Raw genomic sequence first — 25,405 nt, 5'->3', positions numbered from 1 at the left:
CAATGACGTAATGACGTAATGATTACGTCAACAGCCGAAATAGTCGGCGAGGCGTTCGAAGCGGCTTTCGGTGTAGGAGGCGATCTGGTCGACGATGACGCGGATCTCGGCGGTCGGGGTGGTGGCGGCGTGCCACCATGGGAGGAGTTGGGGGTCGAGGTGGCGGGGGGCTTCGGTGTGCAGGCGGGCGGCTACGGCGAGGATGCGTTCACGCTGGGCGGCTTGGCGGCGCCGGTGGTCGGGGTCGGACATGACGTAGCGCAGGGCGACGGTTTTGAGCATGGCCACTTCGGCGGCGGCGACCGGCGGGATCTCGAGGTCGGCGGCGTAGCGGGACAGCGGTTGGGGGCCCGCGACGGCGCGGGTGGCCATGATGGCGGCCGTGGCGAAACGGCCGACGAGCTCGCTGGTGAGTCGTTTCAGGGCGACCGAGGCGGTGAGGGTGCCGTCGTAGCGGAAGACCGCGGCGACCACCGGCAGTTCCGACAGACGCTGGGCGGCCTGGATCAGCTCGTCGGTGGTGAGGCTGCCGTGCTGGGCGTGGCCCATGCGGGCGAGCTCGCACTGTTCGGACGGGTCGGCGAGGGCGCGCAGGTCGATACGGCCCGCGATGATGCCGTCCTCGACGTCGTGCACCGAGTAGGCGACGTCGTCGGACCAGTCCATGATCTGGCATTCCAGGCTGCGCCTGCGGTCCGGCGCGCCCTTGCGTATCCACGCCAGCCGGTCCAGGTCGATATCGTAGGCGCCGAACTTCGTGCCGGATCCCGTTCTGCCCCACGGATATTTGATCGCCGCGTCGAGGGCGGCGCGGGTCAGGTTGAGCCCGGCGCTCGCGCCGTCGGAGGTGAGCACCTTGGGTTCGAGGCGGGTCAGGATGCGCAGGTTCTGCGCGTTGCCCTCGAATCCGCCGTGCGCGTCGGCGAATTGATCGAGGGCCATCTCGCCGTTGTGGCCGTAGGGCGGGTGGCCGATGTCGTGTGCGAGCCCGGCCAGGTCGACCAGGTCGGGATCGCAGCGCAGACCGTCGGCGATGCTGCGGCCGATCTGGGCGACCTCCAGCGAGTGGGTGAGCCTGGTGCGCGGGGTGTCGCCGTCGCGCGGGCCCATCACCTGGGTCTTGTCCGCGAGCCTGCGCAGCGCCGCGGAGTGCAGGACACGGGCGCGGTCGCGGGCGAACTCGGTGCGGTGGCCGTTCTCGAACTCGCTGCGGGGCGGGGCGAGGCCGGCGGTCTTGGCGCCCTCGGCGGCCATCCGTTCCCGGTCGTGGTCGGTATAGCTGTCCATCGAGTCACTGACCCGCGGTGTAGGGGAAGTCGGCGGAGAAATGCGTCAGCTGGTACCACAGCAGCGCGAAGGTCTCCCTGGCGATGCCGTGCGCCTGGGATTCGCGGGTGTAGACGGCGGGACCGGTGCGGGTGGGCGCGGTCCACGCGTGCAGCCCGGCATCGCGCGCCATGGTGCGGGTGCGCAACGAATGCCACGGGTCGCTGACCAGCACGGCGGAGGACATGTCGCGCGCCTTCATGGCCAGGGCAACGGCCTCGACGCTGCGCAGCGTGTCCGAGCCGGTCTCGACGGCGAGGATGCGGTCGGCCGGTACGCCGCGCCGCTGGAGATAGTTCTTGCCGGAGGCGGCCTCGGTGTAGAGATCGCCCTCCTGCTTACCGCCGACGGTGATCACCCATGGCGCGATACCCGCCTCGAACAGTTGATACGCCTGGTCCAGGCGAGCCTCGAACACCGAGGACGGTGTGCCCGAATACTGTGCGGCGCCGAGTACGACGATCGCGTCGGCCTTGGTGTAGTCGTCGATCCGCGCGACCTGCCAGACCCGAAAAGCGGTGCCGCCGACCAACACCAGGCTCATCAGCACCGCGGCGATCAGGATCCGCCGGGTCCAGCGCACCACCCCGGCTCCGGCCCCGCGCACGAGGCCGGATTCGTGCGCCGAGGCCGGCGTGCTGCGCTGAGGTGCCGAAATCACTTCACCAAGTCTGCCAGGTCACCCCGACTCCTCGCCGACCTGCGCACGGGGTGTGGCCGCATCGATACGCGAAGGGAATCCGCCCGGCGGCCCGCATCCGGCGCGGCTGCGCCGACCGGGAAACGAAGCCGCCCGACCAGGCCACCGCGAATCGCGCTGCCGCCCCGACGAATCCGCACTCACCTGCCGACACGAGGCGAACGACAGCGTCGTCCCGCAGGTGACAGTCCTCACTTCGTCCGGTCGACGAGATCGATGAGATCGGGCCGTTCGGCCGGCTCGAGCAGTTCGCCGATGGCGTGCAGCGTGCGCCGCGCCGCCGGCGTGGTCGCCTGGTCGAGCAGCGCGCCGACCACGGAGCCGTCGCCCTTGCTCAACCGGTCGGCGATCGAGCGTAAGTGACGCTCGTCCACCTCGGACAACACGGTGAGCAGCTCGACCACCGCTTCGTCCCGGGTGCCCACGGTGAGCAACCGGTCCAGGCCCGCCTCGTCGAGATCGTCGAGGAACTCGGCGCCGAGCTCGCGGCGCAGCTCCGGCTCCAGCCGGGACAGCACCGAGATCCCGGCGATCAGCGTTTCGTCCGAGCCGGCCGACGCGGCCCGGACGATGGCGCCGCGACGCGCCGGGGGCAGCACCCGGACGACGTCCTCGAGCCGATCGGCCGACGGTGTCAGCGCGGCGGTGCGCAGCAACCCTTCGCCGTCGGCGATGCCGCGCTCGAAGCCGCGGATCAGTTCGTCGGTGGCGTGCTCGAGGAACCGCGACGCGGTGACGTAGTCGCGCCTGCGCAGCAGCTCGTTGGCGGTGGGCACCAGCACCTCCGCGGGCACCCGAGGGGCGAGCACCGGAATGACCCGCGGATCCAGATAGGGCGCCGCGTCGGCGAGGTACTCCGGTGTGAGTTCGCCGAGCATCCCCGCCGCCCGGTCGGGATGGTCGAGCCCGAGCGCTCCCCCGGCCCTGCCGCCGACCTCGGCAGGCACCGCTTGGAGCGCCACCTTGGCGGCCAGCGCGTTGGGCATCAGCGGTGCGAGCTTGCTCACCCTGGCGAAGGTGGCCGCGTGCGCGTCGAAGAGCCGGTCGGAGATGCGCTCCCGCAATTCGCGCAGGTTCTGTGCGCCGAGGCGGGTCAGCCCGGCGAGGTCGGCGGCGTCGGCGTTCAGCGTCTGGGCCAGCATGTCCAGCTGGCCACGCGTCAGCAGATCGGTCATCGTCGCCTACCTTCCGAACAGAATCTTGCGCGCCGGGATGCGCACGAGCCGGGGCAGCACGTCGAAGGCCGCGTCGATGGCCGCGTCGAGGCTGTGCCGCTGCTGTTCTTCGGCGCGGCGCAACAGGGTCAGCAGGGTCGTCGCCTCCTCGTCGGTGAGCTGGTCGAGAATTTCGCGCGGCTCGGCCAGTTCGGCGAGCAACTCGCTTTTCGGGTCGGTCATCCCGGTACGGGCTCCTGAGTGTCGGAAAAGAGTTGGCTGATCGGGTATTCGGAGTCAGGCGCTGCGGCGTTCGGTCCGCTGCCACAGCGTGCGATCGAGAAACCCACCGATCTCCGCGACGGCGTGGGCGGCTTCCGGCACGATCGAGGCGGCCGCCTGGAAAACGTGCACCTGTCCGGGCCAGATGTGCAGTTCGCAGGGCACGCCGTGCTCGGCGAGGCGAGCGGCCATGAGTTCTGCGTCGGGGTAGACGAATTCGCTGGAACTGGCCTGAATCAGGGTGGGCGGCAGCCCGGCCAGATCGGCGTGCGCGGGCGACACCAAAGGCGTTGCGCCACGGGTGCGCTCGGCGAGTATGCCGAGCATCGGCACCGCGCGGACCGGGAAGACCGCGCAGACGCCACCGGTGGGCGCCGCGAGCTTGGCGGTGTGGTCCCAGTCGGTCATCGGGGACATGGCGACGATCGCGGCGGGCATCGGCAGACCCTGGTCGCGAATCTCCAGCGCGGTCACGAAAACGAGGTAGCCGCCTGCGGAATCGCCCATCAACGTGATGTTCTCCGGCGCGACGCCCATCTCGAGTGCGTGCCGGTATCCGTCGACGCAATCCGAAACCGCCTCGGCAATCCCGTATTTGGGCATCTTGCGATAACCGACCGCGAGGATTCGAGCCGAGAGCAGGTCGGCGAAGCGGCCGATCATCTGATGGTGCAGCGCCCGGTTCCCGATGAGGAACGCACCGCCGTGCAGGTAGAGCACGAAGCGGGAGTCGTCGACGACGCGCGGAGTGGTGAGTTCGGCCGCGCAGTGCGGCAGGGCGATACGCTGCCGGACCAGTCCGGGCGTGGTGCGCAGCACGCGCCCGAGGTGGTCGACCGCATCGTACGGCCACGGCAGATCGGGGTAGCGCGACCAGAGCGCGAGGAAAGGGCGCACGGAGTACCGGATGACCGCGTCGAGCAGCCGGGAGCGGCGACTGCCGCCCGGGAAATCGGTGCGCAGCGGATTCGGTTGGGGGCGTTGGGCGGAACGGTCCACGTCGACCGAGTTCATGGTGACAGCCCTTCTCGTACGTTGTGATCGTGTCACAAGTATCGGCAACCGTCTGAGTCGGTGTCACTGCATTGATACGAGAATACGACCCGCCGCATTAGTCACGCGGAACGAACCGCCGTCAATTCGAGTCGATGGTCGCACTCGCGGCGGGCGGGTAGAGCCGGTAGACCATCAACGCCGCGGACAACAGCCTGGATTCGCTGGGATCGGAGGGATCGAAGCCGGTCAGCTCGGCGACGCGGCGCAGGCGATAACTGAAGCTGTTGGGGTGCAGATGCACGTCGGCCGCCGCCGCCTTGCGATCGGAACCGTGCCGGATGTGCGCGTCGAGCGCCTCGATCAGGTGGGGATACGGCTCGAGCGGAACGATGCGTTGCGCCAGTCGATCTCGCGACCGTCCCGGACGGGTCAGCTGGTATTCCAGCATCAGGTCGTCGAGCACGTAGCTGCCCGTCGGGAGACCGAGGGCCCTGGCGAGATCGCCGAGTTCGGCGGCCTCGCCCGCGGCGACCGCCAGCTCGCTGCGCGGCACCGATCCGGCGTCGATCACGACGACGGCGTCGCCGAGGCGGGTCGCCAGCCCCGCGCCCAGCTCCGCGTACGGAGCGTTGATCGAAGGGTCGGCGGCCGTCGGGAGCAGCGCGATACCGGTCGTGCCGTCGAAGGTGTTCAGCGCGGTGGTTCCGGCGAGCGTGTCGAGTGTCTGCTGCACCAGCCGGATTCGGCGGCGGGCCATCACGGCGTCCACCATCGGACCCGCCTGACTGAACGCGACGACCTGGATCGCGAGGATGTCGTAGCGATCGGCCAGGGTGATGTCGGCGCGCGCGGCCAGTTCGGCCGTCTCGACACCGCGCAGCAAGGCGGCGCACAGCAGCCTGCGGGCCTCCCGTTCGCTGCCGTAGATGGACTGCTCCACGTCGCTGTGCGTCTCGGTGATCGACACGGTCAGATTGGCCAGCAGGTCCAGCAGCAGGTCGGAGAAGGCCAACAGATCGGACAGGTCGTCCGGCTCGGCGAGCGACCCTGCCTTCGCCCAGAGGTGCCGCATACCTCCGAACAACGCCAAGAGCAAGGCCCGCAACGGAATTCGGTCTTCGGCGTGCCTCCGCACCACCGGAACGACAAGCTCGGCGACTTCCTCGGGAGTGCAGGACCGTCCCTCGTCGAGCGCTTCGAGGAACAGCCCGGCGCCCGCGACGATCGCGGGAATCACCTCGTCGGTGAAATGCCCGTCGGGCAACCCCTCGGCGCCCGGGATCGCCGCGATCCCGGCATCGAGCAACTCGGTGAACAGATCGGTGAGACGCGGGAGAAGCCGGTTGATGATCGGAGCATCGACCGACAGGCGGGGCTGCACGGCGGACATGGCGGCATTGTGACCGCGCGGGCTGGCTGCGGCAAGATATGTCGCCGCGCCGGAAGCCCTGGGCCGCGGTGCTAGAGCGCCGCGTAGACCGCGGCGATCAGGTCGTAGGCGCGGCGGTCGCCCGCGAGGCCTTCGCGGCGCAGGTTCGGGATGAACGCCAGTGCGAGGTCGTGTTCCAGGTCGCCGAAGCCGACCGAGCCGCCCGCGCCGGGATGGCCGAACGCGGTCGCCCGTGCGCTCTTCGGGAGCAGGAAGTTCAGCGACGGACGCATGTAGCCGAGCCCGAAAGCGCTGTCCAGGGACAGGACTTCGTCCGCGCCGCGCACCCGTTCGCGCACGGCGTCGCGCAGCGTCTCGGCGCGCAGCAGGTCGCCGCGGATCAGGTCGCGGTAGAAACGGGCCAGCGCGCGCGGTGTGGTCACCATGCCGGATCCGGGCCAGCCGCCCGCGAGCACGGTCGGATCGTTGTAGGAGCCGGTGGGGTTCGTCGACCCGCGCATCAGCAGCGAGTCGGGATCCCGATACGACTCGGCCAGTCGCCGGACCGCGGTGTTGTCGGGCAGATCCTCTGTCCGCCACTCCATTTCAGTGGCAGGTGGAAAGCCGAGGCGGGCGGCGTTCGCGATCTCGCCCTGGCCCGCCCAGAGTTCCGCGCCGAAATGCTCCCTCACGAACTCCGGGACGGTCCGGCCGGTGCGCCTGCGCACCAACTCGCCGACCAGCCAGCCGAAGGTGAGCGCGTGATAGCCGTGCTTGGCGCCGGGCTCCCACACCGGGATCTGCCCCGCGAGTTCGGCGGCCATGGCGGCGGGATCGGCCGCATCGAACTTCGTCAGCGGCCGTTCGAAGGCGGGCAGGCCCGCGCGATGGGTCAGCAGGTCCTCGACGGTGACCGCGTGCTTGCCGTGCGCGGCGAATTCCGGCCACCAGCGGCGCACCGGCTGCTCCGGTCCGGTCCCCTCGCGCTCCATGACCAGCAGCGCGGCCGTGGCGGTGACCGCTTTGGTGCAGGAGAAAGCGACGCACGGCGTGTCCGCCAGCCAAGGGCGCCCGCTGCGCTCGTCGGCCACCCCGCCCCACAGATCCACCACCGGCCGTCCGCCCGCGAACACCGCCACCGCCGCGCCCCGGTTCTGCCCGTCGGCGAAGCTCGCCGCGAACACCTCCCCCACCTCGCGAAAGGCGGGGTCGCAGGTCCCGGCGATGGAATCCGTCACTCAGGAATTAGAACATGTTTCAGTTCGACTGTCACCAGCCGCGTTCGCGCCACTCCCCTAGATGCGGGCGCTCCGCGCCGAGGGTGGTGTCGTCGCCGTGGCCGGGGTAGACGACGGTGTCGTCGTCGTAGCGGTCGAAGAGCTTGGTGGTGACGTCGGTGTAGAGGGAGGTGAAAGCTTCGGGGCTGTTGGTCTTTCCGACGCCGCCGGGGAAGAGGCTGTCGCCGGTGAAGAGGTGGATGCGGCCGGGTTCCTCGGGGAGGGCGAGGGCGATGGAGCCCGGGGTGTGGCCGCTGAGGTGGATGGCGGCGAGGATGAGGTCGCCGATCTCGACGATGTCGCCATCGGCGAGGAGGCGGTCGGGGGTGACGGGCAGCGGGTCGGCGTCGAGCCGATGAGCTGCGGTGGGGACGTCGAGTTCGGCGGCGACCTCCTTCAGCGCCCACCAGTGATCGGGATGCTGGTGGGTGGTGACGATCAGGCGGACCTTGCCGGGCGCTTCCTGGGCGATGAGCTCCAGGATGCGGTCGGGTTCGTTGGCGGCGTCGATGAGGAGCGCGGCGCCGGTGGCGGCACACTGCACGAGGTAGACGTTGTTGTCCATCGCACCGACGGACATTTTGATGACGCGCGCGCCGTCGAGGTCGCGCTGCTGCGGGTTCGATCCCGCGGACACGTGTCCGGTGTAGGGGCGGTCGATCGTGATCACGCCACGATGCTATCCACTGATTCGGCGGTAACCGGGGATAGATTCGTGGAATGCCGTCGCAGCCGAATCGTCGCGCCCGCCGGACCGCCCCGGTGGTGGCCTGCCTCCTGCTGCTGGTCACGGCGCTGCTCGGCGCGCCGACCGCGGCGGCGGAGCCGCCGAGCCGCATGGACACCTACGTCGTCGACAGCGCGGGCGCGTTGGACAGTGCTCAGCTGGACAGCGTGCGGGCCGCGGTGGACCGTCTCTACGACGACCGGCAGATCCGGCTGTGGATCGCCTACGCCCGCGATTTCGACGGGCTCGGCCCGGAGGCGTGGGCCGAAAGGACCGCCGCCGCATCGGGATTCGGCACCCGAGATCTGCTGCTGGCAGTCGCCACCGGCTCGCGCGACTACTGGTTCTACGGCGAGCTGCCGGTCGGGGTCAGCGACAGCGAGCTCGAGGAACTGCTGACTCGCAGGGTCGAGCCCGCACTGCGCGACAGCGACTGGGCCGCCGCGGGGATCGCGACCGCCGACGGCCTGAACTCGGCGATGAGCGCGGGCGGGGTCGGCTTCCGCACGCTGCTGATCCTGGCGCTCGTCGTCGCGGTCGCGGTGGGCGCGCTGCTGCTGTACACGCGCACACGCCGCCGCGATCGGCAGCGGGCCGAGCTGGACACCGCGCGGCGGGTGGACCCCGGCGACAGCACCGCCCTCGCCGCGCTTCCGCTGGAGGCGCTGCACGCGCGTTCCCGTGAGGTGCTCGTCGAGATCGACAACGCGGTACGTACCAGCGGCGAGGAATTGGAGTTGGCCGTCGGCGAATTCGGCGCGACGGCCGCGGCGCCGTTCACCACCGCGCTGAACGACGCGAAGGCCGCGGCCGCCAGGGCGTTCACCCTCCGTCAGCGGCTCGACGACGACATTCCGGAGACCGCCGACGAGCAGCGCCGTCTGCTGATCGAGCTGATCGGCGCCGTGGGCCGCGCGGATCGCGAACTCGACGGGCGGGTCGCCGAATTCGACGCGATGCGCGACCTGCTGATCGACGCGCCGAGCCGGTTGGACGCGCTGACCAGGGACCTGGTCGACCTCACCGGCCGGGTGCCCGCGTCGGAGGCCGAACTGGCCCGGCTCAGCGCCGCGCATCCGGCGAGCGTGCTCGCCCCCATTCGGGACAACACGGCGATGGCGCGCGAACGTATCTCGTTCGCCGAACAGAACATCGATGCCGGACGCGAAGCCATGGCGCTGCCGGTCGGCAAGCAGGGCGGCGCGGTCGGCGCGATCAGGGCCGCCGAGGGGGCCATCGGTCAGGCGCGCACGCTGCTGGACGCGGTCGACAACGCGGCGACCGACATCCAGCAGGCCCGCGACGGCCTGCCCGCGGTGCTGGACGAACTGCGCAAGGACATCGCCACCGCCACCGAACTCGCCGCGTTCGGCGGCCCGGAACTGGCCACCGCGACCGCCTCGGCGCGGCAGGCTCTCGACAAGGCATCCGCCATGGCCGACGCCGATCCGCTGGACGCCTTTCACGGCGCGGTGGCCGCAGACGGCGATCTGGATCGGGCCATCGCCGCCGCCACCGATCGCAAGCTTGCCGCCGAGGATCTGCGCCGCCGCCTCGACCAGGCGCTCACCGATGCGGGCGCCAGGGTGCGCGCGGCGGGTGAGTTCGTCACCACGCGCCGCGGCGGCATCGACGCCACCGCACGCACCCGGCTCTCCGAGGCGCAGCGGAATCTCGATGCGGCGCAACGGCTCGCGGCCACCGACCCCGGTCAGGCGCTGCGGCACGCGCAGGCGGCGGCCGAGCTGGCGGGTCGCGCGCTCCAAGAGGCGCAGGCCAGCGTGCGCGCCTGGGAGTCGAACAGGCCGCCCTCGGGCGGTGCGCAGGCGGGCGCGGTGCTCGGCGGCATCCTGCTGGAGGGCTTGCTGCGCGGCGCGGCGGGCGGGATGCGGCACGGCTCGGGCGGCGGGTATCGGCCCGGCTCCTACGGTGGGTCCAGCGGGTCGCGGCGGGTCAGCCGGGGCGGGCGGTTCTGAATACCGCGCGCGGCGCTTGACCCTGACACCGTGTGAGGCCGTAAACCGGAGGCGTCATGTTCAGTATCGGAGATTTCGCCAGACACGGACGGGTGTCGGTGCGCATGCTGCGCCACTACGACGGCATCGGGCTGCTGCGGCCCGACGTGGTCGACCCGGCAACCGGCTATCGGTCCTACGCGGCGGGCCAGCTCGCCCGGCTCAACCGAATCGTCGCGCTGAAGGAGCTCGGCTTCACCTTGGAACAGGTGCGCCGGATCCTCGACGACGAGGTGAGCGGCGCGGAACTGCGCGGCATGCTCACGCTGCGCCGCCCGGAACTGGAGCAGCGCATCGCGACGGACCGGGACCGGCTCGTCCAGGTCGAGACGAGACTCCGCGTCATCGAGAAGGAGGGCGCCATGCCCGTGCACGATGTGGTCGTCAAGTCCGTCCCTGCCGTCCGGGTCGCCGAATTGACCGGCGAGGCGGGCGATTTCGAGCCGCGGTCGATCGGTCCCGTGGTGGGCCCACTGTTCGAGGAGTTGTGCGCACGGCTGGAGCGCGCGGGGCTCGAACCCGTCGGGCCCGGCATCGCCTATTACGACGAGCGCCCCGACGGTTCGGTGCTGGTGCACGCCGCGCTGCCGGTCGCCACGGAACCCGGTGCGGGACACGACTTCTCGATCGTCGATCTGCCCGCGATCGATCGGGCCGCGACCGTGGTGCACCGCGGCAGCATGAACGAAGTGCTGGAACCCTGGCAGGCGCTCGGCCGGTGGATCGACGCCAACGGTTACCGTTCGCACGGCCCTGCGCGCGAGGTGACCCTGGAGTTCACCGAGGACCCGAGCGGGTGGGTCACGGAGTTGCAGGAGCCGATCGCGCGCCGGTGAAGCGCACCCGGAGCCGCTGCGGTGCAAGCGCTTTCGAGCCGAATCCAGCGGCGTGAACAGCTTGGGCGCCTGTCGACAGGACCCGTCCCCGCTCCGCGCGACCCTCAGATCTGCATCGCGCGGCGCTGGGACCGGTCGGCTAGCCAGCAGTAGAAGCTATCCCTGCTCGGCGTGACACTCGCTCGGAAAGACACCGCGCGGCGCGGGACCGCTCTCGACTGGCAACGGAAGCCATCCCCCCTGGGCGTCGGGCTGGCTCAGACCAGCACGCACGGGACCGGTCGGCGAGGTGACAGCAGGCATCATTCCGTGACGCTCGCTCAGACCTGCACGGTGACGGTGTGGATGCCGGTGGGTCCCGCGGGGAACGGCGCGCGGGTGGCGCTTTCCTGTACCTGTCCGGAGCGGCTGATGGTGCGGGCGCGCAGCGTGTGCGTGCCGGGTGGGAGCTCGAGGGTGGTGCGCCAGCGGCGCCAGGCGGCGGGGGCCAGTTCGGTGCCGAGATCGACCGGGCGCCATGTGCTGTCGTCGACGCTGAGCTCCACCGCCGCCACGCCGTGCGGCGGGGCCCAGGCGACGCCCGCGACGGTGAGCGTGCCCGAGATCGTGCGTCCCGGGGCGGCGGTGTCGATGCGGGCGTGTGGCTCGACCCACAGCAGATCGGTCGGCCAACCGCGCCGTACCCAGTAATCGGTGTGGCTGTCGTCGGCGAGCTCCAGCTCGGACAGCCATTTCGCGCCGGTGTACTGGCCGTAGAGTCCGGGCACGAAGACGCGGGCCGGGAAGCCGTGCTCGGGCGGCAGCGGCGCACCGTTCATGCCGATCACCAGGTAGCCGGGCAGCTCTCCGGTGCGCAACGGCTCGACCGGCAGCGAGATGGTGTAGCCGTCCACGGCGCGGGTCACCAGGCGGGTGGCGGCGGGCTCCGGAATGGCGTGCTTCAGCAGGTGCGCCAGCGGCACGCCGAACCAGCGCGCGTTGCCCGCCCTGCCCTGCCCGGCCCGGTTGTGCACGCAGACCATGACCGCGTCGAATTCCACCGCGTCGGCGGCCAATTCGGCCAGCGAAAGCCGCAGCGGGTGGGCGACCATGCCGGTCACGGCCAGCCGCCACCGGTCCGGATCGATGCGCGGCGGGCGCAGGTTCACGTCGGCGACGTAGAACCGGCCCGCCGTGGTGATCAGCGAGGAGAGACCTGGCTCGTCGAGGCCGTCGTCCGGCACCAAGCCGATGCCGCCCAGCGGGCCGACGTTTCGAATCGCGCTGTCGCGCACGCGATCACGATCGCGGTGCAGGGTCCGCGCGGCGGCGAGCAATCCCGCGCCCGCCGCCGTCCACGCCAGCGCGCCGAACAACCCGCCCGGCCGCTTGCCCAACCCGGCCGCCAGCACCGCGCCCGCCGCCGACGCGCCTGCGGCCGTGGACGGGGACCGGGTCGATCTGCGCAGCGCCAGCGCCGCCGCACCCGCCCCGAACGCCGCCGCGGCCGGTGTCCGAAGCCGGGGCGGCAGCGCGCCGAGCACAGTGGTCGCGGCGATCGCACCCGCGCCGACTCCGAGCCGGGTGATCTCTTTGTCGTGCCGACCCGACAGCGCGACGGTGGCCTCTACAACCGGCACGGGCGCGGTGTCGATCAGGCCCCGGCCGACGGTGTCGATCAGCGACCCGCCCCCGGCGGCCGCGATCGCCTCCCCCAGCCCCAGCGCGGCCACCCCGACCGCGGCCGCCCCGAGGCCGCTCTTTCCGTTCGTCCGCACTGTCCGAAACACCCGCTTCCGCCGCATCGTCATCGATGTTCTCCCCCAGCATTGTCCACGAAATCGCGGACACGGCCAGCCCGTCGGCCCGCTCGGATCACGCGTCGATCGACACCGCGGCCAACTGGGCGAGTTCGCGGCCGACGGCGTCCGGTAGTCGCGCCGCGAGCTGACCGCCGCCGAGCACGCCGACGCAGAGCCGGTCGGCGAAGGTGTAGACGAGGAACGTGACGGCCGCCGACGGTCCGGCCGACGGGCGCGGGTGGGCGGAGAGGTAGACGATCTCGTAATCGGTGAGTGTGAGTTCCTGCGGGGTGCGGAAGCGGGGCACCCTGCCGGTGTTGGTCACCGCGATGTGCCCGGCGAGCGAGTGAATCGCGGTGGGCCCGAAGAACTCCGGGAAGTGCAGCACCGACTGCTGCACGATGCCCTCGGCCAGGTCGTGGCTCAGCCGCGCCGAAATGCGTTGCGCCAGTTCGACGACGTCCGTGGCGGACGTGATGTCGGCGGCGAACGCGGCCAGGCCCGCCATGTTGGTGCCGTCGGCGGCAGCCACCGGCGGAGTCAGTCGCGAGCGCATGTCGACGGGATACACGCAGCGCAGCGGCAGGGCGTCGCCCGGCCCCGCAACGCGCGCATCCGAATCTCCGGGCACCGAATCGACTGGCCCCGAGGCAGTTTCGGCATACGCCCGCAGCAGTGCGGCCGTGACCAACCCGTTGACGGTGACGCCGTGGCGACGGCTCAGCTCCACGATCCGCGCGGTCGCCTCCGGCCCGAGGATCGTCCGCTCCGGCCGGGCCAGCGAAGCGGGAGCGGGAGTCGCCGGATCGGGCGGCAGGATCGGCGCGTGCGGCAGCGGCCGGGACGCGGCTTCCAGACCCGACACCGCCGACCTGGGAATACCATGCCGTGCGGCGTACCACTCCAGCGGACGCGGAAAGTCTTGCGGCACACTGTCATTCGCCGCGCCGGACACCTCGTCGGTGTAGCGGTCCCACAGCGCGACGAGCAGCGCCACGCAGTGGCCCGCGTCCGCGACGGCGTGGTGCGCGTACAGCGTCACGCGCGCGCGGGCGTCCTCGATCACCACGTCGAGATAGGCGAGCTGAACCGACGGATCGAGCGTCCCGTCCGGCAGCCGGACGGTCGCGGTGTCACCGGCGCGGACCCACACCCCCACCGCGTCGCCCGCCGGGCGCAGCAGATGACCGGTCCCGTCGGCGTCCTCACCGATGCGGCAGGCGAGGATCGGATGGGTGCGCAGCAGTGCGCCGAATGCGCTTCGCAACACGGCGATGTCGAGCTTTCCCTCGACCAGAACGGAGCGACCGGTGTAGGTCGCGTGCCGCACGAAACGCTGCTCGGACGGCGCGAGCACTCGCACCGTGTCGTCCACTGTCCACCACACACGCCCAGCGTGCGGCACCGCCGGGTCCCGCGCAAACCGAACAGTACGGAAGACTGAGAGACATGAGTCTCGCGGCACATCTGGAGGACATCGGTGGCCCGCTGGTCGCGGCGCAGCGCGCGCACCCGACGGTGGCGGGCATCGCCGCGGGCGACCTGCCCGAGCCGGTGTTCCGGTCGTGGCTCGAGCAGGACTACCTGTTCCTGCTCGACTACGTGCGGGTGTTCAGCAGGCTGGCCTGGCAGGCGCCCGCCGCGCATCTCGGCGACTTGGTCGACCTGGCGCACGCCACCTTCCACAACGAACTCGCCCTGCACCGCTCGCTGGCCGCCGAGTTCGGCGCCGATCTCGACGGCGCGGTCAAGGGCGGCCCGTGCGCGAACTACGCCGCTTTTCTGTTGGACTCGGCCGCGAACTACGGCGAAGGTCTGGCCGCGCTCTACCCGTGCATGTGGGGTTACTCCACGCTCGGCGCGCAGCTGGCCGTCGACCCGCCCGCCGAGCCACGTTATCGGCGCTGGGTGGATACCTACGCCGATCCCGGCTTCGCCGCGCTGACCCGCCGCTGCGCCGAGATGCTCGACGAGTCCGGCGTCGATCCCGGGCGCGCCGAGCTCCTCTTCCGCGAAGGCATGCGCCACGAGCTGGCATTCTGGGACGTGCCGCTCGACTGACGGGATCGACCGGGACCGACCAGACCCCTTGCCGCTGAACGCGATTCGAGCGTCGCGGAAACGCGACGACCCGCGACCGGTACACCGGTCGCGGGTCGTCGCGCGGGGAACTCAGACGCCGATGAGGTGCTGGGCCAGGTAGCCCTCGACCTTGTCCAGCGCGATCCGCTCCTGCGCCATCGAGTCGCGCTCGCGGATGGTCACCGCCTGGTCCTCGAGGGTGTCGAAGTCGACGGTGATGCAGAACGGGGTGCCGATCTCGTCCTGGCGACGGTAGCGGCGGCCGATCGCGCCCGCGTCGTCGAACTCCACGTTCCAGTGCTTGCGCAGCTGGGCGGCGAGGTCCTTGGCCTTCGGGGTCAGGTCGGCGTTGCGGGACAGCGGCAGCACGGCGGCCTTCACCGGCGCGAGCCTGCGGTCCAGGCGAAGCACGGTGCGAACGTCCACGCCGCCCTTCGCGTTCGGGGCCTCGTCCTCGGCGTAGGCGTCCACCAGGAACGCCATCAGCGAACGGGTCAGACCCGCGGCCGGCTCGATGACGTACGGGATGTAGCGCTCGTTGCCTGCCTGGTCGTAGTAGCTGAGCTCGGTGCCGGAGTGCTCCGAATGCGTCTTGAGGTCGAAGTCGGTGCGGTTGGCGACGCCCTCCAGCTCACCCCACTCGCTGCCCTGGAAGCGGAAGCGGTACTCGATGTCGACGGTGCGCGTCGAGTAGTGCGACAGCTTGTCCTTCGGGTGCTCGTAGAGCCGCAGATTCTCCGGGTCGATGCCGAGGTCGGTGTACCAGGCCATGCGGGTGTCGATCCAGTACTGGTGCCACTGCTCGTCTTCGCCCGGCTTGACGAAGAACTCCATCTCCATCTGCTCGAACTCGCGGGTGCGGAAGATGAAGTTGCCCGGCGTGATCTCGTTGCGGAAGCTCTTGCCGATCTGGGCGATGCCGAACGGCGGCTTCTTGCGCGCGGTGGTCTCGACGTTCTTGTAGTTGACGAAGATGCCCTGCGCGGTTTCCGGGCGTAGGTAGTGCAGGCCCTCCTCGTCGTCCACCGGGCCGAGGAAGGTCTTGAGCAGGCCGGAGAAGTTACGCGGCTCGGTCCACTGGCCCGGGTCGCCGGTCTCGGGGTCGCGGATGTCGGCGAGGCCGTTGGCGGGCGGGTGGCCGTGCTTCTCCTCGTAGGCCTCCAGCAGGTGGTCGGCCCGGTAGCGCTTGTGCGTGACGAGCGACTCGACCAGCGGGTCGGTGAAGGTCTCGACGTGGCCGGAGGCCTGCCACACCTGGCGCGGCAGGATCACCGACGAGTCGAGGCCGACGACGTCCTCGCGGCTGGTGACCATGGCCCGCCACCACTGGCGCTTGATGTTCTCCTTCAGCTCGACACCGAGCGGACCGTAGTCCCATGCCGACTTGGTGCCTCCGTAGATCTCACCGCACGGGTACACCAGACCCCGGCGCTTGGCGAGGTTGGCAACGGTGTCCACCTTCGACTTGGGTGCCACGCGAGATTTCTCCATCCACTGCGAGTCGGATTTGCATTCACTGCATCGAATTTTTTCATTTGATGCGATCGATGACCTCCAGCCTATCGGCATCACGCAACCGGGTTTGCACCGCCAGCCACCTGTGCCGTATCGCGTGCGAGGCGTCTGCTCGCCCCGAGCGTCCGCCGCGGCGGCCACGGCCCCGGGACGCACGCCCGTCCGACGGGTGCGATCATGTTCCGACGGACCGCCGGGAATGCCCCGGCGCCAACGTTTTTGCCGAAGACGGCCGGGGCGGGGTGGGGCGCTGAGCCTTGAACGAGTCGGCATGTAGCACTAGGGGTGGGCCCGTGGCCGATCTGCCACCGGATCTGTTCGATGCCGACTGGGCGCGCGAGGCCGAGCGCCGCGCGCTGCGCGACCACCGGCGCGCGACCAGGGCGCGCAAGGCTCGCGGGCTGACCGGGCCGAGCCGCGGCGCGCTGCTCACGGCGCTCTCGTTCAGCGCCGTGGTGGCGCTGGCGTGGGCGGGCTTCGCCTTCCTGGACGGGACCGCGCCGACGGCGAGCGCACCGCCGACGAGCGCCGCGAGCACCTCGACCGCGCCGCTGCGCGCGCACGCGGAGGTCGATCTGACCCGGCCGTTCGCCGACACCCCCGCCGCCATGTGGCGCGAGGGCGCGGGCGGCATCGAACCGCCGCCCGCGCATCCCGTCGGCCCGTACTCGGCCGAGCAGGTCGGGCAGTTCATGGAGCGCGTGCGACGGCTGATCATCACCGCGCGGCTGGATCGCACGGTGCTGGAGACCCGCGATCCGAGCCTGGTGCTCGACCAGCTGGCGCCCGCGCTGGTCGAGAAACTCCGGCCGGAGCTGGCGCCCGGCAAAGAGAAGGAATCGTGGTACGTGGCCGAGCGCATCGCGGCGGGGGCTCGGCTGCTTCCCGTGCAGCCGCGCGTCACCGGGTGGATGACGCCGACCGTCAACGAACACGGCGAGCTGACGATCCGGACCAACTATCTGGTCGCCTACGCCTTCGACGTCCCCGATCCGACGAAGATCGACGGCCCGATGGACATCGTGGCGGTGGTCAGGCACGAGATCGAGTACCGCTGGATCGATGATTCGAAGTACGCTGCCGACGCACGGGGCGTCTGGTTCGGCGAGGCGCGCGGCTTCAGCTACTCGGTCGACTGCGCGCAATCCGAACACGGCTTCCTCGCGCCGGACTACAACAACCCTCGGGAGACCGCCGCTGCCGCCGGGCACCACCGGCGCAGCGAGGAATACTTCGACCCCAACATCCCGATGCCGACCGAGGACGGTTGCCGGTGATCAGCGGTCTGCCCGCTCACCCGGCGCGCCGCGTTTGACATGCGCAACTATGCATATCAAAATGGGATCGCTTTCCAATAAGGAGTTGGTTCCGATGACCGCCGAGACGGCCGCCGCGCACTCGCACACACCCTATCGATCCCCCGGGCCCGCGCCGGTGCCCGCGCGCACCGTCTTGGAGGACGCGGGTGAGCTGCTGCGAGCGCTCGCCGCTCCCGTGCGCATCGCCATCGTGCTCCAGCTACGCGAATCGCCGCGCTGCGTGCACGAGCTGGTCGACGCGCTCGGCGTGACCCAGCCGTTGGTGAGCCAGCACCTGCGCATCTTGAAGTCCGCGGGCGTCGTGCACGGCGAGCGATCCGGCCGCGAGGTGCTCTACGAATTGGTCGACGACCACCTGGCGCACATTGTCGTCGACGCCGTCGCGCACGCCGAGGAAGGGTGATCCGTGCAGGAGAAGACGTTGGATCCACAGAAGCCGGTCGGGATACGCAGCACGCGCCAGCGCAGTGCGATCGCCGCGCTGCTCGGTGACATCGACGAATTCCGCTCCGCGCAGGAACTGCACGACGAACTGCGCAAGCGCGGCGAGGGCATCGGGCTCACCACGGTCTACCGGACACTCCAGTCGCTGGCCGACGCGGGCTTCGTCGACGTGCTGCGCACCGACTCCGGCGAGTCGGTCTATCGGCAGTGCTCCACCGGCCACCATCACCATCTGGTCTGCAGGCGCTGCGGCCGCACCGTCGAGGTCGAGGGCCCGACGGTGGAGGCGTGGGCCGAGGCGATCGCGAGCCAACACGGCTTCACCGAGGTGAGCCACACCATCGAGGTCTTCGGCACCTGCCGGACCTGCGCCAAGACTCCCCGCGACTGACCGATTCACGACCGAAGGCCACCCACTCCCCTCAGGAAGCGGGTGGCCTTCGGCATTGCCGGATCAGACCGCCGGAGCGGGTTCGGCCGTCGGCGCGGCAACCTGCTCGGCGTCGGCCCCGTGTCCGCGAAGTGCGGCCACGCCGAGCAGAACGAGCGCCGCTGCGGCCCACACCGCAAGTATCACAAGGGGTTTCGTGGCTCCGGCACCGTCGAAGAAGGCGACCGAGCGGAGCAGCGAAGCCGCCGCGCCCGGGGGCAGCAGCTGGCCGATGGCGCCCCACGGCTGCGGCAGCAGCTCCGGCGCGGAGGTGGCAGCCGAGAACGGATTGCCGATCAGCAGCAAGGTCAGCGCCGCCACACCAATGCCCGCGCGGCCGATCACCGCGGCCAGCCCGGTCACGGCGCCCGCGACCGTGAAGGACACCAGCCCGGCGACGGCCGCCAGCGTGAGGTAGTTGCCGGGCAGCACCGACAGCCAGCCCTGCACGATCGCGATGCTCAGCAGCCCGCCGAACAGGCCGAAGCTCACCAGGCCTGCCACCTTCGCGCCTGCCGTCGGGATCACCAGGCTCAGCAGGACGCCCGCCGCGAGACCCGCCATCACCAGCGGCAGGACCATCGCGCCGAAGGCGGCGCCGCGCGGGTCGTCCGGATCGGCGGCGACCACGTCCTCGACCGCGGCCGCCGGCGCACCGGACAGCTGCTGGGCGATGGCGGTGAGCTGCTGGGCCACCGCCGGGCTCGCGCCGGAGGCGACGAGCACCGCGGGCGCTCCCCCTCCGGTGACGATCGCGCCGTAGACCTCGCGGTTCTCGATGGCGGCGCGCGCGGCCGCGGCGTCGGACGCGGTGGTGATCTCGAAGGCCTCGGGGTCGTGCTGCCCGAGTCGTTCGGCGACGACGGCCGCCTGCGGGCCCGCGACGGCGATGGGCAGGTCACGCGGCGCGATATTGGCCGCGGGCCATGCGAAGGCGATCAGCATCAGCGCCTGGAGCAGGGCCGCGCCCAGGCCGAGGGCGACCGCTCGCTGCATGGTTTTCATGACGTACTCCCACTAAATCGAATGCTCGTTCTCTTTCGATGTCACCACAGTCGCACGAGGCAAGTAGGTTGTCAAGAACGGATATTCGTTTTACTTTGGGCTCATGCCACGAGTCAGCGAAGAGCACCTGGAACGCCGCAGACAGCAGATCCTCGACGCCGCGCAGCTGTGCTTCGCTCGCAAGGGTTTCTTCGAGACCTCGATGCAGGACGTGTTCACCGAATCGGGGCTCTCGGCCGGTGCGGTCTACCGCTACTTCAAGAGCAAGAACGAGATCATCGCGGCGTTGGCGACCCAGACCACCGTGAGCTTGCGGATGGCGATGGCCGAGGCGGTGCGCTCCGACCCGCTGCCGACGCCGGCGGAACTGGTGCGCGGCATCGCCGAGGAAGTCGTCCGCCGCAGCGGGCCCGACGGACCGGTCCGCTTGGCTCCGCAGGCGTGGGCGCTGGCACTGGTGCACGACGGAGCTGCTCAACCAGTGCGCGAAACCATGCACGCGATGCGCGACCTCTGGCGCGACTACGCCGTGCGCATGCGCGAGGAAGGCTGGCTACCGCCCGACGCCGACACCGACGCGGTGGCCAAGGCGATCATCGGTTTCCTGCCCGGCTTCATCCTGCAGCACCTGATCTTGGGCGACCTCGACCCCGAGACCCTCGCCCGCGGCGTCGACCTGCTCATCCCGACGGGCAAGCCCGCCGCACGCTGAGGGCGGTCGGTCAGGGCAGCAAGCCCTGGCGTGCTCGGCCCGCGCCGGAGAGGACGAGCAGCAGCATGGTGGTGAGCGCCTGGTCGTCCAGCCCCGCGGCCGGGAAGGTGTAGCGCAGGATGACGTCGGCCAGCTTGCCGTGACCGATCACGGTGAGCGAGCCGAACTGCAAGTTGTTGTTGCGCTCCGCTACTCGCTTGTGCAGCTGCGGTTTCAGCGGACGGTCCCAGGCCAGCACGCAGGTCATGGACACCACGTCGAGGCCCGGCGCCAGATTCACCGCACGCAGCGAGCACAGCGCGCCCTCGTACTGAAAGCCGAGCGAACCCTCCGGGTCGACGCGCACGTCGACGTCGTACTGGGACAAGCAGGCCCCCGCCCGCGCCTGGAGTTCCTGGTCGGGGGTGACCGCTGCGTCCATGTTCGTGCCGCCGTTCACTTCGTGCCGCCGAAGCGGCGGTCACGCGAAGCGTACTGGAGGCAGGCCTCCCACAGGTTGCGCCTGTCGAAATCAGGGAACAGCGTGTCCTGGTACACGTATTCGGCGTAGGCCGACTGCCAGATGAGGAAGTTCGAGCTGCGGAATTCGCCCGAGGGCCGCAGGAACAGGTCGACGTCCGGCATGTCCGGCTCGTCGAGGAACCGCGCGACGGTGGCCTCGGTGACCTTCTCCGGATCGATCTCGCCCGCCGCCACCCGCCGCGCGATTTCCCGTGCCGCGTCGGCGATTTCGGCGCGACCGCCGTAGTTGACGCACATGGTCAGCGTCATCACCGTGTTGTCCCTGGTCAGCTCCTCGGCGATCTCCAGCTCGTTGATCACGCTGCGCCACAGGCGCGGTCGCCGTCCGGCCCAGCGCACCCGCACACCCATCTCGTGCATCTCGTCACGGCGGCGGCGGATCACGTCGCGGTTGAAGCCCATCAGGAAGCGCACCTCGTCCGGGCTGCGCCGCCAGTTCTCGGTGGAGAACGCGTAGGCCGAGAGCCACTTCACGCCGATCTCGATGCAGCCTTCGACGGTGTCCATCAGCACCGCCTCGCCGCGCTCGTGTCCCGCGGTGCGCGGCAACCCGCGCTCCTGGGCCCACCGGCCGTTGCCGTCCATGACCAGCGCCACGTGGTTGGGCACCAGTTCCGGCGGCAGCTGCGGCGGCCGCGCGCCCGAGGGATGCGGCGACGGCGGGCGAACGGCGCGGCCCGCGCTGCTCGCCTTGGTCGCGGTGGAGGAGTCTCGACGGAGGATCACGGCTTCCATCCTGCCTGATCGGGCTCGCGGGGTGGGACGACCTCCGCGGATCGACCCACCGACCGAACGGTCGCGCCGTCGCTGTGCCCGCGATCAGGCCGCCGACCAGCGGGAATTCTCAGCCGACGCGGCCCGCGGGCGTCGGCGTCCTGCTGCGCTCGACCAAGGGCAACGTCCGCAGCTGACGTTCCAGATGCCATTGCAGATGGGCGGCGACCAGTCCGCTGGCCTGGCGGCGGACCGAATCGGGCACCGTCGCGATGTAGTCCCACTCCCCCTTCAGCAGGGCGACGAGCAGATCCAGGACGCCCGGCGCGGGAGTGGCCGCGCCCGGCGGGCGGCAGTGCACGCACACCGCTCCGCCCGCCGCCACGTGGAAGGCGCGGTGCGGACCGGGAGTCGCGCACTTGGCGCATTCGTCCAGCGCGGGCGCCCACCCCGCGAAACCCATGGCGCGCAACAGGAATGCGTCCAGGATGAGTTCGTGCGGGCGCTGCTTGGCGGCGATGGCCCGCAGCGCGCTCGCGGTCAGCGCGTGCAGTCGCGGCGCGGGCGCGCGTTCCTCGCCCGCGAGGCGTTCGGCGGTCTCCAGCACCGCGCAGGCGGTGGTGTAGCGGCCGTAGTCGTCGATGATGTCGGCGGCGAAGGATTCGACGGTGTGCACCTGGGTGACGACGTCCAGCGTGCGGCCGGGATGCAGTTGCACGTCGATGTAGGAGAACGGCTCCAATCGAGCGCCGAACCGGGACTTGGTCCGCCGCACCCCCTTGGCCACCGCACGGACCAGGCCGTGCCGGCGTGTCAGCAGCGTGACGATGCGGTCCGCCTCACCCAGCTTGTGCTGGCGCACCACGACCGCCTCATCCCGATACAAACGCACACGGTCATCCTCCCACGAACCGGCGACAGGCCACGGGCGCCTCGCGTGTGCGAATCCGCACGTCCGCTCGGGCCCTGCGCGATCGTCGTCGAGCTGCGCCGGTTCTGCGTACCTCCTCTTCCGCTCCGGTCGTGCGCGTCTTCCGGAGTACTTCGTCGGGCCGCGCGCCTACGTGCGCAGCAGACCCGCGACCAGCAGCAGCAGTGATTGCTGCGTCTGGGCTCGCGCGGCGTCCTTGTCGGTGGCGTGCGCGACGATCAGCCCCGCCTCGGCCACGGCGCTGAGCAGCAGCCGGGCCAGGATCTCGACCGGCGCGTCGGCGATCAGCTCGGCGGCGCGTGCGCGTTCGAGCTCGGTGATGATCAAGCCGAGCCCGTGCCTGGCTTCGAAGGCGCGCCATTCCTCCCAGCCGAGCACAGCGGGCGCGTCGTAGAGCGCGATTTGGATCATCTCGGGGCGCTGGCAGATGTCGAGGAAGGCATTCAGGCCGACCGCCATCGAGGCGATGATGTCGCCGGGATCGACGGCGGCGATGGCTCTTCCGATCTCCGCGGTGATGTCCGACTCGAGCTGTTCGAGCACCGCCAGGAACAGCCCGCGCTTGTCGCCGTAGTGGTGATGCAGGGCGCCGCGGGTAACCCCCGCCTCGGTCACCAACTGCTCGGCGGAGGTGCTCGCGAAGCCGCGCTCGGCGAACAGGCGGCGCCCTGCCTCTTCCAGGGCGGCCCTTGTCGTACGGGAACGGTCCTCCTGGCTACGGCGTGGCATGCAGCCGAGTGAACTCCAGAATCCGCTGCGCGAGCAACTCGGGCTGATCCTCGGGCAGGAAGGTGTAGGAGTCGTCGATCAGCTCCAGGGTCGCGTCGGGGAACTCGCGCGCCAGCCGCTCGGCGTAGGCGATGGGGAACAGCTTGTCCTCGCGCGCCCAGACGATCAGCACCGGAAGGCGGACGTCACCGAACCGGGTCGAGGCGTCCAGCGTGTAGCGGCGGTGCGCGGATTTCAGGAAGCGCCGCAGGTCTTTTCGGATGGCGCCGGACCGGCGGCTCGGCAGCAGGTACGAGTCGACGTACTCGTCCGGCACCGGCCGCTTGCTCACCCAGCCGAACGCCAGCGGCAGCCGGTGCAGCGCGCGCAGGCGCAGCGTCTCGGCGAGCGGACGTATCGATCCGGGAATGCGCGCGAGCAGCGGCAGCAGCGTGAACGGCTGGGGCAGGAACTTCTCGTGGCTGTCGACGGAGGCGAGCACCACGCGGCCGATGCGGTCGGTGTTGCGGGCCAGCAGTACCTGGGTGATGGCGCCGCCGGTGTCGTTGGCGACCAGCGTGACGTCGGTCAGGTCGAGCCGCTCCAGGAAGGCGGCGATGAGGTCCGCGACCCCGGTCGGCGTCAGGTCCGCCTCCGGCACCGGGATCGAGTGCGAGCCGAGCGGCCAGTCCGGCGTCAGGCAGCGGTACCCCGCGGCGGCGACGGCGGGCACCACCCCGCGCCAGAGATCGGCGTTGACGAGCAGGCCGTGCACGAAGACGACCGGGGCGCCGGTCCCCGTCTCGTGGTAGCGGATGCGGCCGCCGGGCAGGGCGATCTCGTGCGCGGGACCGAGTGACGGGCTGATTCCCATGGCTTCCTCCAGATGTCGGGCGTCCCGTACATCTTTACATACATACCGTATGTATGTCTAGAGTTCGTGGCGCGACAGCGGAATTCGCGACGGACGGGCATAACGAACGGCCATCGAAAACCCGGTACTGATGCACTTGGGCGCAGCTCGGCGATAACCCACGTGGACGGTCGTCCAGGACAGCGCTACGGTTCACACCGGACGATCGAAGAGAGGGAGCTCACATGACCGTGCCGAACCCAGCGCTCAGGCCTGCCGCCGAACCGGACCCCGCCGACGGCGCGCTGCCGACGGGCGATCACGGCCTCGCCGGCCTGGCCGACGCGCTCGCGGCGGGCACCGTCAGCTCCGCCGCGGCCGTTGCGGCGGCGCTCGACCGGATCGAGGCGAGCCAGCCGACGCTCAACGCCTTCCGGGTGGTCCGCAGGGACCGGGCACTGGCCGAGGCCGCCGACGCCGACCGGCGACTTGCGGCGGGCGAGCGCCTGCCGCTGCTCGGCGTGCCGATCGCCGTCAAGGACGACACCGACATCGCGGGCGAGCTGACGGCCTTCGGCTGCGGCGGCGACTTCACGCCGAAAACCGAAGATGCCGAGGCGGTTCGGCGGCTACGCGCGGCGGGCGCGGTGATCGTCGGCAAGACCAACACCTGCGAGCTCGGCCAGTTGCCGTTCACCAGCGGCGCGGCCTTCGGCCACACCCGCAATCCGTGGCACCGCGAGCACACGCCGGGTGGTTCCTCCGGCGGCTCCTCGGCCGCCGTCGCCGCCGGATTGGTGCCCGCCGCACTGGGTTCCGACGGCGCGGGCTCGGTCCGGATCCCCGCCGCGTGGACCAACCTCGTCGGCATCAAGCCGCAGCGCGGACGCATCTCCACCTGGCCGGAAGCCGAGGCGTTCCAGGGACTCACGGTGAACGGGCCGCTGGCGCGCACCGTCGCCGACGCGGCGCTGCTGCTGGACGCGGCGGCGGGCCCGCACCCCGGCGACCGGCACACCCCCGAGCCGATTCGTGCCTCCGACGCCGTCGGGCGCGACCCGGGACGCCTGAAGATCGCACTCTCCCTGCGCATTCCGTTCACCGCGACCAAGACGACGCTGCACCCCGAGGTCAGGGCCGCGGTGCGCGGGATCGCCTCGACGCTGCGCAAGCTCGGCCACTCGGTCACCGTCGCCGACCTGCACTACGGATTGCTGATGGGCGCCTCGTTCCTGCCGCGCTCGATGGCGGGCATCCGCGCCGTGCACGACCGGATGCCCGGCGCCGAGGTGGACCCGCGCACCCGCGCCAACGTTCGCTTCGGCCGGGTGCTCGGCGGACCGGCGCTCTTCGCCGCGCGCCAGGCGGAACCGTTGCTGCACAAGCGCATCGGCACCTTCTTCACCGACTACGATCTGGTGCTCGCGCCCACAACCGCCACTCCACCGCCGCGCGCCGAGGAGATCGACGGCATCGGCGTCAACGCCACCAACAACCTCATCACCGCCGCCTGCCCGTACACCTGGCCGTGGAACGTGCTCGGCTGGCCCAGCGTGAACGTCCCCGCCGGCTTCACCAAGGCGGGCTTGCCGGTCGGCGCCCAGCTGATGGGCAGCGCATCCTCCGAGTCGGTGCTGGTTTCCGTTGCGGCGCAACTGGAGTCGGAGCTGCGCTGGGATCGGCACCGCCCCGAACCGTGGTGGTGAT

General features: G+C 70.7%; 25 protein-coding genes. 8 read left to right on the top strand and 17 right to left on the bottom strand.

The annotated features are described in order from the left end of the window. Nucleotides 1–27: 27 nt before the first annotated feature. The 8 genes from ACRWNM_RS02365 to ACRWNM_RS02330 form a co-directional block, all read right to left on the bottom strand. Nucleotides 28–1,287 carry a deoxyguanosinetriphosphate triphosphohydrolase gene (locus tag ACRWNM_RS02365; protein ID WP_431962945.1) on the bottom strand — a complete coding sequence of 420 codons (1,260 nt, stop codon included), beginning with the start codon at nucleotides 1,285–1,287 and terminating at the stop codon, nucleotides 28–30. Between the two features lie 4 nt (nucleotides 1,288–1,291). Next, on the bottom strand, nucleotides 1,292–1,987 hold the full coding sequence (locus tag ACRWNM_RS02360; RefSeq protein WP_431962943.1) for a YdcF family protein: 696 nt from the start codon (nucleotides 1,985–1,987) through the stop codon (nucleotides 1,292–1,294). 230 nt (nucleotides 1,988–2,217) lie between these two features. Then, complete coding sequence (locus ACRWNM_RS02355; protein WP_431962941.1) at nucleotides 2,218–3,201, bottom strand: hypothetical protein; 984 nt, start codon at nucleotides 3,199–3,201, stop codon at nucleotides 2,218–2,220. 6 nt (nucleotides 3,202–3,207) lie between these two features. Continuing rightward, entirely contained in the window at nucleotides 3,208–3,423 is a 216-nt protein-coding gene (locus ACRWNM_RS02350) for a hypothetical protein (protein ID WP_431962939.1), read from the bottom strand. 54 nt (nucleotides 3,424–3,477) lie between these two features. Further along, the gene (locus ACRWNM_RS02345) at nucleotides 3,478–4,476 is read right to left on the bottom strand and encodes an alpha/beta hydrolase (protein ID WP_431962937.1); all 999 of its coding nucleotides are present in this window, start codon (nucleotides 4,474–4,476) and stop codon (nucleotides 3,478–3,480) included. Nucleotides 4,477–4,597: 121 nt separating this feature from the next. Then, nucleotides 4,598–5,848 (bottom strand): PucR family transcriptional regulator, encoded by a 1,251-nt coding sequence (locus ACRWNM_RS02340; RefSeq protein WP_431962935.1) that lies wholly within the window; start codon nucleotides 5,846–5,848, stop codon nucleotides 4,598–4,600. Between the two features lie 71 nt (nucleotides 5,849–5,919). Then, a complete protein-coding gene (locus ACRWNM_RS02335) occupies nucleotides 5,920–7,065 on the bottom strand; it encodes a serine hydrolase domain-containing protein (RefSeq protein ID WP_431962933.1) in 1,146 nt (381 codons plus the stop codon). Between the two features lie 31 nt (nucleotides 7,066–7,096). Continuing rightward, nucleotides 7,097–7,774, bottom strand: coding sequence for an MBL fold metallo-hydrolase (locus tag ACRWNM_RS02330; protein WP_431962931.1), 678 nt, complete (start codon nucleotides 7,772–7,774; stop codon nucleotides 7,097–7,099). 50 nt (nucleotides 7,775–7,824) lie between these two features. Between ACRWNM_RS02330 and ACRWNM_RS02325 the strand changes: the two genes are divergently transcribed. Continuing rightward, nucleotides 7,825–9,807, top strand: coding sequence for a TPM domain-containing protein (locus tag ACRWNM_RS02325; RefSeq protein ID WP_431962929.1), 1,983 nt, complete (start codon nucleotides 7,825–7,827; stop codon nucleotides 9,805–9,807). Between the two features lie 56 nt (nucleotides 9,808–9,863). After that, nucleotides 9,864–10,682: a MerR family transcriptional regulator gene (locus tag ACRWNM_RS02320; RefSeq protein WP_431962927.1), complete on the top strand. Its 819-nt coding sequence runs from the start codon at nucleotides 9,864–9,866 to the stop codon at nucleotides 10,680–10,682. Nucleotides 10,683–11,002: 320 nt separating this feature from the next. Here ACRWNM_RS02320 and ACRWNM_RS02315 read toward each other — a convergent pair whose 3' ends face one another. Both ACRWNM_RS02315 and ACRWNM_RS02310 read right to left on the bottom strand, forming a co-directional pair. Next, complete coding sequence (locus ACRWNM_RS02315; RefSeq protein WP_431962925.1) at nucleotides 11,003–12,472, bottom strand: molybdopterin-dependent oxidoreductase; 1,470 nt, start codon at nucleotides 12,470–12,472, stop codon at nucleotides 11,003–11,005. 64 nt (nucleotides 12,473–12,536) lie between these two features. Continuing rightward, nucleotides 12,537–13,850, bottom strand: coding sequence for a phthiocerol/phthiodiolone dimycocerosyl transferase family protein (locus ACRWNM_RS02310; protein ID WP_431962923.1), 1,314 nt, complete (start codon nucleotides 13,848–13,850; stop codon nucleotides 12,537–12,539). A gap of 62 nt (nucleotides 13,851–13,912) precedes the next feature. Between ACRWNM_RS02310 and ACRWNM_RS02305 the strand changes: the two genes are divergently transcribed. Next, nucleotides 13,913–14,524 carry a TenA family protein gene (locus ACRWNM_RS02305; RefSeq protein ID WP_431962921.1) on the top strand — a complete coding sequence of 204 codons (612 nt, stop codon included), beginning with the start codon at nucleotides 13,913–13,915 and terminating at the stop codon, nucleotides 14,522–14,524. Nucleotides 14,525–14,635: 111 nt separating this feature from the next. Here the strand turns inward: ACRWNM_RS02305 and ACRWNM_RS02300 are convergent, their stop codons facing one another. Continuing rightward, the gene (locus ACRWNM_RS02300; protein ID WP_431962919.1) at nucleotides 14,636–16,036 is read right to left on the bottom strand and encodes a glycine--tRNA ligase; all 1,401 of its coding nucleotides are present in this window, start codon (nucleotides 16,034–16,036) and stop codon (nucleotides 14,636–14,638) included. 317 nt (nucleotides 16,037–16,353) lie between these two features. On the opposite strand from ACRWNM_RS02300, the gene ACRWNM_RS02295 reads away from it, so the two are divergent. The 3 genes from ACRWNM_RS02295 (at nucleotide 16,354) to ACRWNM_RS02285 (ending at nucleotide 18,214) form a co-directional block, all read left to right on the top strand. Further along, a complete protein-coding gene (locus tag ACRWNM_RS02295; RefSeq protein ID WP_431962917.1) occupies nucleotides 16,354–17,337 on the top strand; it encodes a hypothetical protein in 984 nt (327 codons plus the stop codon). Between the two features lie 94 nt (nucleotides 17,338–17,431). Next, the gene (locus ACRWNM_RS02290) at nucleotides 17,432–17,782 is read left to right on the top strand and encodes an ArsR/SmtB family transcription factor (RefSeq protein WP_067787209.1); all 351 of its coding nucleotides are present in this window, start codon (nucleotides 17,432–17,434) and stop codon (nucleotides 17,780–17,782) included. Nucleotides 17,783–17,785: 3 nt separating this feature from the next. Beyond that, on the top strand, nucleotides 17,786–18,214 hold the full coding sequence (locus ACRWNM_RS02285; protein WP_431962915.1) for a Fur family transcriptional regulator: 429 nt from the start codon (nucleotides 17,786–17,788) through the stop codon (nucleotides 18,212–18,214). A gap of 63 nt (nucleotides 18,215–18,277) precedes the next feature. Here the strand turns inward: ACRWNM_RS02285 and ACRWNM_RS02280 are convergent, their stop codons facing one another. Continuing rightward, the gene (locus tag ACRWNM_RS02280) at nucleotides 18,278–19,258 is read right to left on the bottom strand and encodes a hypothetical protein (protein WP_431962913.1); all 981 of its coding nucleotides are present in this window, start codon (nucleotides 19,256–19,258) and stop codon (nucleotides 18,278–18,280) included. A 103-nt stretch (nucleotides 19,259–19,361) separates the two neighbouring features. Between ACRWNM_RS02280 and ACRWNM_RS02275 the strand changes: the two genes are divergently transcribed. Beyond that, entirely contained in the window at nucleotides 19,362–19,970 is a 609-nt protein-coding gene (locus tag ACRWNM_RS02275; RefSeq protein ID WP_431962911.1) for a TetR/AcrR family transcriptional regulator, read from the top strand. Nucleotides 19,971–19,980: 10 nt separating this feature from the next. On the opposite strand, the gene ACRWNM_RS02270 is transcribed toward ACRWNM_RS02275, so the two are convergent. The 5 genes from ACRWNM_RS02270 to ACRWNM_RS02250 form a co-directional block, all read right to left on the bottom strand. Continuing rightward, a complete protein-coding gene (locus tag ACRWNM_RS02270) occupies nucleotides 19,981–20,391 on the bottom strand; it encodes a YbjN domain-containing protein (protein ID WP_431962909.1) in 411 nt (136 codons plus the stop codon). A gap of 14 nt (nucleotides 20,392–20,405) precedes the next feature. Next, complete coding sequence (locus tag ACRWNM_RS02265) at nucleotides 20,406–21,227, bottom strand: isoprenyl transferase (RefSeq protein WP_431962907.1); 822 nt, start codon at nucleotides 21,225–21,227, stop codon at nucleotides 20,406–20,408. A 109-nt stretch (nucleotides 21,228–21,336) separates the two neighbouring features. Continuing rightward, a complete protein-coding gene (recO, locus tag ACRWNM_RS02260) occupies nucleotides 21,337–22,098 on the bottom strand; it encodes a DNA repair protein RecO (RefSeq protein WP_431962905.1) in 762 nt (253 codons plus the stop codon). Nucleotides 22,099–22,266: 168 nt separating this feature from the next. Beyond that, nucleotides 22,267–22,866 carry a TetR/AcrR family transcriptional regulator gene (locus tag ACRWNM_RS02255; protein WP_431962903.1) on the bottom strand — a complete coding sequence of 200 codons (600 nt, stop codon included), beginning with the start codon at nucleotides 22,864–22,866 and terminating at the stop codon, nucleotides 22,267–22,269. Next, on the bottom strand, nucleotides 22,853–23,719 hold the full coding sequence (locus ACRWNM_RS02250) for an alpha/beta fold hydrolase (protein WP_431962901.1): 867 nt from the start codon (nucleotides 23,717–23,719) through the stop codon (nucleotides 22,853–22,855). Before ACRWNM_RS02250 ends, ACRWNM_RS02255 begins: the two co-directional genes overlap by 14 nt. A 224-nt stretch (nucleotides 23,720–23,943) precedes the next feature. Here ACRWNM_RS02250 and ACRWNM_RS02245 point away from each other — a divergent pair, with 224 nt between their 5' ends. Next, nucleotides 23,944–25,404, top strand: coding sequence for an amidase (locus ACRWNM_RS02245; RefSeq protein WP_431962899.1), 1,461 nt, complete (start codon nucleotides 23,944–23,946; stop codon nucleotides 25,402–25,404). Nucleotide 25,405 lies beyond the last annotated feature (1 nt).

It is taken from the genome of Nocardia sp. bgisy134 (assembly GCF_965341865.1).
GTDB lineage: Bacteria > Actinomycetota > Actinomycetes > Mycobacteriales > Mycobacteriaceae > Nocardia.
This window is presented reverse-complemented; position numbering and strand designations above follow the sequence as displayed.